6 protein-coding genes and 1 pseudogene are annotated in these 10216 nt (G+C 50.6%); 6 read left to right on the top strand and 1 reads right to left on the bottom strand.

Annotation, left to right across the window (positions count from 1 at the left end; genetic code table 11):
* Nucleotides 1–266: 266 nt before the first annotated feature.
* Nucleotides 267–1310, bottom strand: a complete 1044-nt coding sequence (gene fraE, locus ABK821_RS25140) for a fructose-asparagine asparaginase (RefSeq protein ID WP_138361239.1) — start codon at nucleotides 1308–1310, stop codon at nucleotides 267–269.
* Nucleotides 1311–1621: 311 nt separating this feature from the next.
* On the opposite strand from fraE, the gene ABK821_RS25135 reads away from it, so the two are divergent.
* The 6 genes and pseudogenes from ABK821_RS25135 to ABK821_RS25110 all read left to right on the top strand — a co-directional run.
* Complete coding sequence (locus ABK821_RS25135; RefSeq protein ID WP_343179189.1) at nucleotides 1622–2803, top strand: HD domain-containing phosphohydrolase; 1182 nt, start codon at nucleotides 1622–1624, stop codon at nucleotides 2801–2803.
* Nucleotides 2804–3031: 228 nt separating this feature from the next.
* A complete protein-coding gene (locus ABK821_RS25130; protein WP_343179190.1) occupies nucleotides 3032–4816 on the top strand; it encodes a sensor domain-containing diguanylate cyclase in 1785 nt (594 codons plus the stop codon).
* Between the two features lie 498 nt (nucleotides 4817–5314).
* On the top strand, nucleotides 5315–6544 hold the full coding sequence (locus ABK821_RS25125; protein WP_171034877.1) for a PocR ligand-binding domain-containing protein: 1230 nt from the start codon (nucleotides 5315–5317) through the stop codon (nucleotides 6542–6544).
* A gap of 15 nt (nucleotides 6545–6559) precedes the next feature.
* Nucleotides 6560–7606, top strand: a complete 1047-nt coding sequence (locus ABK821_RS25120; RefSeq protein WP_138361235.1) for a response regulator — start codon at nucleotides 6560–6562, stop codon at nucleotides 7604–7606.
* A 137-nt stretch (nucleotides 7607–7743) separates the two neighbouring features.
* The gene (gene metK / locus ABK821_RS25115; RefSeq protein ID WP_138361234.1) at nucleotides 7744–8928 is read left to right on the top strand and encodes a methionine adenosyltransferase; all 1185 of its coding nucleotides are present in this window, start codon (nucleotides 7744–7746) and stop codon (nucleotides 8926–8928) included.
* 19 nt (nucleotides 8929–8947) lie between these two features.
* Nucleotides 8948–9214 (top strand): annotated as a pseudogene (locus tag ABK821_RS25110) (BMC domain-containing protein); the annotation flags it as partial.
* Between the last annotated feature and the right edge of the window lie 1002 nt (nucleotides 9215–10216).

Below are 10216 nucleotides of genomic sequence, written 5' to 3'. Positions count from 1 at the left end.
CGCCCGGTCCGCCAGATGAAGCCGGAGTGGAGCGGACCGCGCAGCGGCAGGTTTTCAGCGCAATGCCGGGGGTGCAGGGGGACGGGCGAAACGTCCCCCTGCCCGTTCACACGCTGTGGATATAACGGATATCCGCGTATTTATCGTGAACGGAACAGGCCACTGAATCAAATGGGAGGAAACGCAAAATACGCCATTTTCGCCAAAACCACCGTTTAACTGACTGGCGCCGGACTATAATCCCCGGACGCCATCGCCTGCGTTTCTCAGTAAGTGTGGAAATACTGCTGAATCACCTGCGGATTTTTAGTCTCAGTCAGCGCGGTCATCAGCAAAATACGCGCTTTGGCCGGGTTGAGCGAATCAGCCACCAGACCCGGCTGGCTATCATCAACCGGCACTACGCCGCTGCCGGTACGCGAAGCGCGCACCACCACAATCCCGGCTTTTTCCGCTTTTTTGATCCCCGCCGCGCTGCGCACAGAGACCGATCCCGCGCCCGTCCCTGCATAAACAATACCATCAACATGATGCGCAATCGCCGCGTCATACATATATTCCGGATCATCCTGATAGCCATAAATAATGACCACTTTCGGCAGCGTGTTAAGGTTACGCACGTCAAAGACCGAGCGAACAGTGTGAATTTTATCCACACGGGTTTCAAACTGCGGTTTGCCACCGACGATCACCCCAAGATAGCCCTCTTCCGGCGCCTTAAAGGTATCCAGCGTCGTGGCATTGGTTTTGGTAACAAAACGCGCAGCGCCAATGCGGTCATTAAGGACCACCATCACGCCGCGCCCCTTTGCCGCCGGATCCGCCGCCACGGTTACCGCTTCCAGCAAATTCATCGGGCCGTCAGCGCTGATGGCCGTCGCCGGACGCATCGCCGCCGTGAAAACCACCGGCTTATTGCTTTTTACCGTCAGGTTGAGGAAATAAGGCGTCTCATCAAGGGTATCCGTACCATGAGTAATCACAACCCCATCCACATCGTCGCGGGCCAGCAGTTCGTTGACGCGTTTTGAGAGCTTGAGAATAATATCGCTGGTCATGTTTTCACTGCCGATATTCGCCACTTGCTCACCGTCAACGCGCGCCACCTTGCTCATTTCAGGCACGGCATTAATCAGCGTCTGTACGCCAATCGCGCCGGCTTTATATCCCGTAGTCTGGGTATTATTCGCCGCTGAACCGGCAATGGTTCCCCCGGTCGCCAGGATCACGATGTGCGGTAAACGCGTCTCACTGAACGCGAAAGCACTCATCGTCAGTAACCCAATTGCCAGTAATGCTCTAAAATTCATATTTACTCATCCCGAAATAGATATTAATCGAACCTGCGCAGCGGTAATGCAAAGGCCTTGCCAGAATTTATTCGTCACTTTATTCGGCTTTACTTAGTAAAGTGATTAATTTTCAAGCAGAAAGAGTGTTGCCACTGTCGGATGGCACCATTTCAGTGCAACAGCGCACCCAAAATGAGCATGCATAAAAATGCACAATTCCGATTCAGCGTATCCTGTCGTACAGACGCAAAACGTGCAATCATGACATCCTCAGTTAGCTGCGCGCTAAATGAAGTAAAACGATACGAGCAACGCGACGGAGAAAAACAATGCGTATCGCCTTAAAATCGGCATTGATGCTTACCAGCCGCGTCATCCAAATCATTAATCCTGAATTGCACCTGCACATGCAAAGAACGGCGCTGATTGCCCTGGAGCTTGCGCTGGCTGCCGGACTCTCACACCGGCAGCAGCAAGTCATTTTTTGCGCCGCGTTGTTACACGATATCGGCGTATTGGGCGATAAAAGAGTTATCTCATCGTTGAATGACATTGATAACCTCGACGATCCGCATCAGCAACGGGGAGCCGAAATGCTTCTCGGGTTAACCACCCTGTCCCCCATACTGCCAATTATCCGCGACCACCATTTCAGCCCATCCCACAAAGGCAGCCAGGAACAACATATCGTTTATTTTGCTGACGTCTTCGAACGCCTGCTTTCCGTCGGTAAAAATGAAACGACATATAAAACCGATATAATCGATAAATTTCGCTCGCTGCACCAGGATATTGACCCGGAACTGTGTAAAATCTTATGCCAGCTCGCACAAAAGGAGCATTTCTGGCTGCATCTTAATCCTGGACATATCCAGCGGATACTGGAAATTATTGGCCCCATCAACGATGTTTATATCGATATCGACGGGCTGAAAGATATTTGCTTATTGATCGCTAACGTGGTTGATACCTACAGCAGTTTTACCGCCAGCCATAGTCTGATGGTGGGGAAAATCTCTCACATGCTGGCGGACTATATAGGCCTGCCCGCGGTAGAGTGTAAAAAAATTGAAATCGCCGGTTATTTACATGATATCGGCAAAGTCTACATTCCACTGGCGATTCTGGAGAAACAGGGTGAACTGAATGCCGAAGAGCGGTTACTGGTTCGTGAACATAGCTATATGACCGGCGAAATCCTTAGCGCTTTTAGCGAACTCGGCGAGATCATCAACTGGGCCGCTAACCATCATGAAAAACTGGATGGCAGCGGTTATCCTCTTCATCTTAATAAGGATCATCTGCAACAAGCGGACCGGATTATCGCCATCGCTGATATTTTCACCGCCCTTACCGAAGAGCGCCCCTATCGTCATGGTATGAGCCATAAGCAGGCGTTACGGCTGATAGAGATTGATGTTATAAATGGCGCGTTAGACAACGATGTATATCGTGTTTTGCACCAGCATGCCGATACGCTCCATGCCGTTATTAACACACCGCGCCCATAATCACTGGCGCGCTTCTGGTGAAGCGGGAATACAACGATTAAGAGCCTATCCCACCAGGCGTTATTGGCGCAGACAGTTTGAACACGGCCAGCGCGGAAGAACCGGAGCGTACACGTAGTACGTGAGGATTCTGAGCACTGCCCAGGTTCAAAATGACAAGCCAAATAGCCCTAATGGGATAGGCTCTAAAAAAGATAATTAATTGATCTCTACGCAAGGACATATCCGGTGAGAATCGCCACCATAACCAACCGGGCGTACGGCATCACCGTCGCCCTCACCCTCACTTCCGGCATCGCGATGTTGATGGCCTCCGGCGCCGATAACGCCGAACGTCGGGCCGTCGAACAACGCCAGCAGTTCTACCAATTAAGCGAAGAGGTAGAAAGCGGCGCCTGGGAACTTTCAGATCTCGCGCGGCTCTACATCATCCAAAAAGATCCGGATGTACTACAAGAATACCGGCGACAATCTCAGGCTACCACCACCATTGAACACCGGCTGGAAAAACTAAAAGAAAACGGCGCCACCGCAGATGAACTGGCGCTATTGCGCGACGGTTTGCAGATTGCCGATGCGCTCCAGGCAGAGCAGCAAACATCGCTGGCGCAGATTGCCAGAGGCGAAGATAAAGCGGCCATCACTCTACTTTACGGCCCATCCTATGAGCAGCAGCTTGAGCAAATTCAGACGCAGCTTGACCATTTTCATCTGATGCTGGAAAGCCGGGTAAATAAAGCGATTTTGCAGGCGACCGAGACATCGCGTCACTGGAGAACGCTTTCTGAGGTGATGGTCGCAATCACGGCGCTCATGTTCCTGTTTGTGCTTGGTTTTATTCTTAAACGCCGGGTACTGTACCCTGTGGTCCGCCTCAGCGATGTGGTACAGCGGCTGGCATCGCAGGATTATGCTGTCGAGACGCCGCAGTTTAACCAGATTGATGAAATTGGCGATATGGCCCAGGCGATTAGCATCTTTCGCGAAAATGGACTCGCGCGCCAACGGCTGGAACAAGAGCGCGATGCCGACTGGGCGATTCGCACGCTGCTGGCGCGCATGACCCAGCGCTTACAGGGCTGTGAGTCGTTCGAGGATATCATTAAAGTCGCGGAGCTGTTCGCGCCGAATATTGCGCCTGAGATCCCAGGCCGGCTCTATATTCTCGACACCGCCCCCTGGCAGATGCGCTGCGTCGCACAGTGGCTTTCACCACCGGAAGAAACCGCCGTCTTTCAACCAGATGATTGCTGGGCCGTGCGGCGCGGACTGAGCCATCCCCCGGTGAATGGCGAACCCGATATTGCCTGTTATCATCTGCCGGATGCGCAGGCCGGGCAATCGCTGTGCGTCCCCCTCATTGCCCAGGGGGAAACCATTGGCCTGCTCTCGTTCAGCCATATCACCTCTGCAACCGCCCTTTCCCGCCCCTATCTCGAACTGATGGCGGAAGCGCTGGGACTGGCGCTGGCCAACCAGCGTTTACGTCATGCGCTGTTGGAAAAAGCGCTGTTCGATTCACTGACCGGTCTGCGTAACCGCCACCATCTGGACGATGCGCTGCATACGCAGATGAATCTGGCAGTGCGTAATGACACGCCGCTGAGCTGTCTGATGATTGATATCGATCACTTTAAAACGATTAATGACCATTACGGTCACGAGGCAGGTGATCTGGTGATAAAAAGCATCGCGGCTATTATCCAGCGTGTCGTGTGCGATAACGGTATGGCATTCCGCTATGGCGGCGAAGAGTTTCTGGTGCTGCTGCCCGGAACCAACGAAGAGGCGGCGATGGCCTGCGCAACCGACATCTATAACGGTGTTCATCTGCTGGCGCTGCGCTATGGTCTGACCGAAATTGGCCAGGTCGATGTATCAATAGGTATCGCCAGCTACCCGCAAAACACACAAAGCGAAGGTCTTTTGCGCGCGGCGGATGCGGCACTCTACCGGGCAAAAGAGCTGGGGAGATCGCGGGTGGTAAGTTTTGGCAGATTGAAAACAGAGTGAATGGCGAAGCGATAATCCACCTGACGGTATAACGGCGTGCGACAAGGAGGTTACACCGCCATTCGCAAGATGCATGCGCGGTGACCGTGCGCTGTTCTTGTCCGGCGTGGCCGCCCCATTTCCTGGCTTTAAGTAAAATCCATAACTGAGGTGCAAGAGTTTGCTCAGGAAAGAGGATCAATATCGTCTGCAGCAATTTCACTGCGCGAGAACCATCAATAAACAGAGTTACTCCCGACAATGTGCTGATGCGCGGGTGTTTAACGGAAATAATTGAAACAAGATGTTTACTTATTTTTCCTAATATTTTTATTTAACATAAGCTTGCTTTTATTCAATAAAGATAACACCCCTATTTATTTAAACAAAATAAAAACATAATCATCATTATAATAACATTTTAATCACAACTCATTTTTTGTTTGTGAGCCATTTCATCATTTTTATCGGTAGAAAAAGGTATGCTTTCAGCGTATGTAAATTGATTTGGTGGATATCATGAATAATAAATATAAATTACACGAATTTCTTGATGTCAATCGTTTACAAACACTGCAAGACAATTTCAGTAAATCAATGATGATTGCTCTGGTCGTCGTGGATCAGGAAGGGGTGCCGGTTACCCGCCCCAGCGGCTTTTCAGATTTTTGCGCGCGCTCCAGAATGAATGAAACGTTAGCCCGGCACTGCTACGATAGCGACAGCGCGGGCGGTAAGGCCGCAATGCGTGCCGGAAAGCCCGTCGTATACCGTTGTTACTGCGGTTTTGTCGAGTTTGCGGTACCGATAATGATTAATAATCATTATCTTGGCGCATTTATATCAGGCCAGGTGAAGGTAGAAGAAGAGAAAGAAAAAAGTATCCCCTATATCCTTGACAACAACCACCTCTGGCAAGAAAACACCTGGCTTATCAACCTCCATGAAAACACCCCGCGTATGCCTTATGAGCGCTTTGAATCCACAGCGTATACGCTGCTTCATGTGGCTTCTTATCTGGTGGAACAGGCGCATGCCAACAACATTCAACGCGAGCTACGCCACAAAGAGCAGGAGTTAACCAGCGAATTACGCAAACGCGTTGAGATTGAACGTTCATTACATGAAGCGGAATTCAAAGCGCTTTCTTACCAGATTAATCCGCATTTTTTATTTAATGTACTCAATACGATAGGTCGCCTGGCGTTTCTTGAAGAGGCCAGCCGTACTGAAACCATGGTGCACGATTTTTCAGATATGATGCGCTACCTTTTGCGTAAAAATAATAACGGCCTGATTACGCTTGGTCAGGAATTGAACTATGTGAATTGTTACATGGCGATTCAGAAGGTCAGAATGAATGACCGTTTTGATTACATCTGCGAGATCCCCGAAAAATATAAAGATGTTGTTTGCCCTTTTTTAATCCTTCAGCCTCTTGTTGAGAATTTTTTCAATTATGTGGTGGAGCCACGAGAAACCAAGAGTTATATTATTCTGCGCGCAACTGACGATGGCAAGGATGTGATTATTGAAATCACTGATAACGGTGATGGCATTTCCCGGGAGAATATCGAACATATCCTTTCAGGAAGCCAGAACCGACAAAAAGGTGGAATAGGTATCAATAATATTAAAAATCGCCTGCAATTGCTATTTGGTGAAAGCTATGGCCTGCAAATCATCAGTCCCCATAAGCCAATGCTGGGTACCACAATAAAACTACGGTTCCCGATGGTGCCAGCCTGAGTCTGGAGCATAAATATGTATAATATTGTCATTGTCGAAGATGAGTATATTGAATCGGAAGCGTTAAAACGCATCATTTCCCACTGCGTCGAAAATTCAGTGATTCATGAAGCGTCAACGGGGAGAAAAGCCATTCAACTCATTGATCAACTTAACCAAATAGACATGATGTTTGTAGATATAAACATCCCGTTACCCAATGGTAACCAGGTCATTGAGTATCTTAAACAGAAGAATACTGAGACCAAAGTCATTGTCACCACGGCAAACGATGACTTTGACATTGTTCGCCATATGCTCAGCCTGAAAATTGACGACTATCTTTTAAAGCCCGTTAAGCAAAGTACGCTGAGCGACACTATTCGCAAAACCCTGCTGGTCGATGAAGAAGAAGCGTCAGCAATTCGCGAGCTGCGACAAAATATTAGCGATCTGATTAGCCGCTGCGACTATCCTGGCTGGCATACTTTATTATTCAGTATTCTTGATGCCGCCTGTACGGGCCGGGCTTTTGGCGGCGATCGCTCGAAGGCGCTGATCGACGTTCTTGAATTACTCCAGCAATATCTTGCGGGATCAGGGGAAAAATATGAGCACTGCCGCAATAAGGCGGCTGATATCGTTCAACATATCCATCAAAAAGGCCTACCCGCCAGCCACTACTGGCATACCATGAACAGCTTGTTAAGTCTCAGCGAAGACATTTTCGAACAGGCGATAAAAAATACTCACGGTGAGATGGATTTCGTTTCCCGGGCAAAATTTCATATTGAGAAAAATATTCTTAAAAACCTTACCCTTGATGACATAGCGGCGAAAGCGTTCGTGAGTCCTTGCTATTTAAGCCGGGCATTTAAAAAGAGTACCGGGACAGGTTTTTCAAGTTACATTACCAGCCGTAAAATTAATATTGCGAAATCACTGTTGCAATTTAGTGATTTAAAAATCAACACCATCGCACTTGAGCTTTCGTGGCAAGATGCCAATTATTTCTGCCGCATCTTCAAAAAAGAGACGGGGATTGCCCCGTCAGATTACCGCCGCATTGTATCACCAGAGTAGTGCTGATTTACCGTGGATTTTTTGCGCTGGCAGTATGGCCGAGCGCAAAAAAGTCCGCCACGCGGGCAAAATAGTTTACGCGCCAGCAAAACGGTAACCGCTAAAATAAGATACGCTTGTTTAACAGTGGTTCCGCCGTGTCTGAATATCTTTTTACCTCAGAATCCGTTGCCGAAGGTCATCCGGATAAGATGGCTGACCAGATCTCTGATGCCATTCTGGATGCGTACCTGGTGCAAGACCCCTGGGCCAAAGTCGCCTGTGAATGTCTGGTGAAAACCGGCGCGGTGATCCTTGCCGGTGAAATCGCCTCCGATGCGCATATTGATATCGAGCACGTTGTTCGCCGGACGGTAAAATCCATTGGTTACGATGATTCCGCGAAAGGGTTTGACGGTGCGACCTGTGCCGTGATGAGCATGTTGGGCCGACAATCGGACGATATCGCCAGAGGCATTCGCGCAAACTCGCCGACAGGGCCTGGCGCAGGTGACCAGGGGATCACGTTCGGTTATGCGTGCGACGAAACACCGCAGCTCATGCCCGCCCCGCTTTTGTATGCGCATCGCTTAATGGCACGACAGGCGCTACTGCGTAAAACTGGCCAACTTGACGGGCTATTACCGGATGCCAAAAGCCAGCTCACGTTGCAATATTGCAATGGCCAGATACACCATGCCGCAGTAGTCGTGGTGTCCACGCAGCATCGTGCCGATCTTTCGCTTGCGTTGCTGCGTGAAGCGGTTATCGAAGAGATCGTTAAACCCGTCATTCCCGCTGCCTGGCTGACGGCAGAAACACGTTTGCTGATTAACCCCGCGGGGCCATTCATTAACGGCGGACCGGCTGCGGATTGTGGTTTAACCGGCCGTAAAATCATCGTCGATACCTACGGCGGCGCGGCCTGCCATGGCGGTGGCGCATTTTCAGGTAAGGACCCGTCTAAAGTCGATCGCTCCGCCGCCTATGCCGCGCGCTATGTAGCAAAAAATATCGTTGCAGCCGGCCTGGCAACGCGCTGTGAAGTGCAACTGGCGTGGGCCATCGGATTATCCCGGCCGGTCTCTGTACGTATTAATACCTTCGGCACGTCGCGACTCACATCCGAGTTTTTGACCCGGATGGTCGAACGTCATTTTGATCTGAGCGTATATGGCATTATTCGCCAGCTTGATTTACTGGCTCCCCGTTATCGTCAGACCGCGTGTTACGGCCACTTTGGCCGCGAAGGTTTTCCCTGGGAACTCACCGATAAAGCGGCACTGCTGCGTGACGAAGCGGCAGGCCAGACGTGTGCTCTCTCTGATACCCCATTCAATTGAAAAATGACAGGAGATAGTTATGGCCGGACAGAGCTTAGGCTTAATCGAAACCGTCGGCTTAACGGTGGCGATTGAAGCCGCCGATGCTGCAATGAAATCGGCGAATGTCGACCTGATCGGATACGAGTTGACGAAAGGCGGCGGTCTGGTGACGGTGAAATTAACGGGAGAAATCGGCGCGATGAACGCGGCGGTTTCCGCTGGCGTTGCCGCTGCAAATAACGTGGGCAGTGTCTACGCCTGGAAAGTCATTGCCCGTACCGCAACCGGCATTGACGAACTGATCGCCTCAAAGGAAACGCAGGGTGTTGCGCCTCAGGAACCAGTGGAATCTGTAGAAGCGATGAAGCCGGTGGATCAAAGCAGCACGCCAGTAGAGGAAAATAAAGAAGCTATCATCCCGGTCGTTAACGTTGAACCGGATGAGATTATCTCCGATTGTCTGGCGCAAGAAGAGAACGTGGTGACGGATATGGCGGACACGGTTTCTCCCCAGCCAGAGTCTGAACTCACGCAGAGTGGCGTGGAGGCGGTACCGGCTTCTCTGTTAATAACAGAGAAGGCAGAAAAAACGGCCAATGACAATAAAAAGCCATTGCGGGCAAGGGTAAAGAGCACCCGGCGCTAAAAATAATATTTATACTCGTCATACTTCAGGTTGCATGTGTGTTGGCTTCTGAGTGACTGGTCTCATCCATGAGACTCGCCCTTGCGGGCTGTCGCTTTACGACGTCCAAACCTGTTGCTGACAGATTTGTCGTTTCTCCCGTCACATAGCTATCTATGCTCCCGGAGATTGACTCTCTTGCCGCGTGATTTGGCCTGTGGCCTCACCTCTGTGAGGCCAGCGTAAGCGCTGTGCAAAACGGTTAACCGTTTTGTCCTGCAGCTCGAATTAGACAGAAAATCTATCTGCGTATTCGCTGTGAACGGAACAGGCCACAGAACCAGAATTTGAGGGGGCAGCACTGCGTCTTTCCATACACCGGCAAGCCCGGTTAGTTTCCACTCCTGTGGACAAAGGTTCCGTTCACCGTAACCCCGCAGAAAATGGATGACCGTCGCCCGTGAACGGGTAAAGGGGGAGAAAACCGTCTCCCCCTTTACTATCCCCGCGGTCCCGCAGAGAAACCGGTGCTGCGCACTGCGCTCACCTCCCGCCCCTCAGCCTGCGGTCGGCTCAACTCGGTACTACTCGTCCCATCCCTGGGACTCGCCCTTTCAGGGCCAGCGCAAGCGCTGTTCAAAATTGCTCCGGGCAATTTTGTCATGCCTCGATTCGCCTCTG

Source organism: Klebsiella sp. KE9456 (assembly GCF_043832615.1).
Taxonomy (GTDB): Bacteria; Pseudomonadota; Gammaproteobacteria; order Enterobacterales; family Enterobacteriaceae; genus Klebsiella; species Klebsiella indica.
This window is presented reverse-complemented; position numbering and strand designations above follow the sequence as displayed.

Bases quoted from the DNA above. Each gene is read 5' to 3' on its own strand.
- ABK821_RS25120 (WP_138361235.1), top strand. From the start codon at position 6,560: ATGTATAATATTGTCATTGTCGAAGATGAGTATATTGAATCGGAAGCG.
- ABK821_RS25125 (WP_171034877.1), top strand. From the start codon at position 5,315: ATGAATAATAAATATAAATTACACGAATTTCTTGATGTCAATCGTTTA.
- fraE (WP_138361239.1), bottom strand. From the start codon at position 1,310: ATGAATTTTAGAGCATTACTGGCAATTGGGTTACTGACGATGAGTGCT.
- ABK821_RS25135 (WP_343179189.1), top strand. From the start codon at position 1,622: ATGCGTATCGCCTTAAAATCGGCATTGATGCTTACCAGCCGCGTCATC.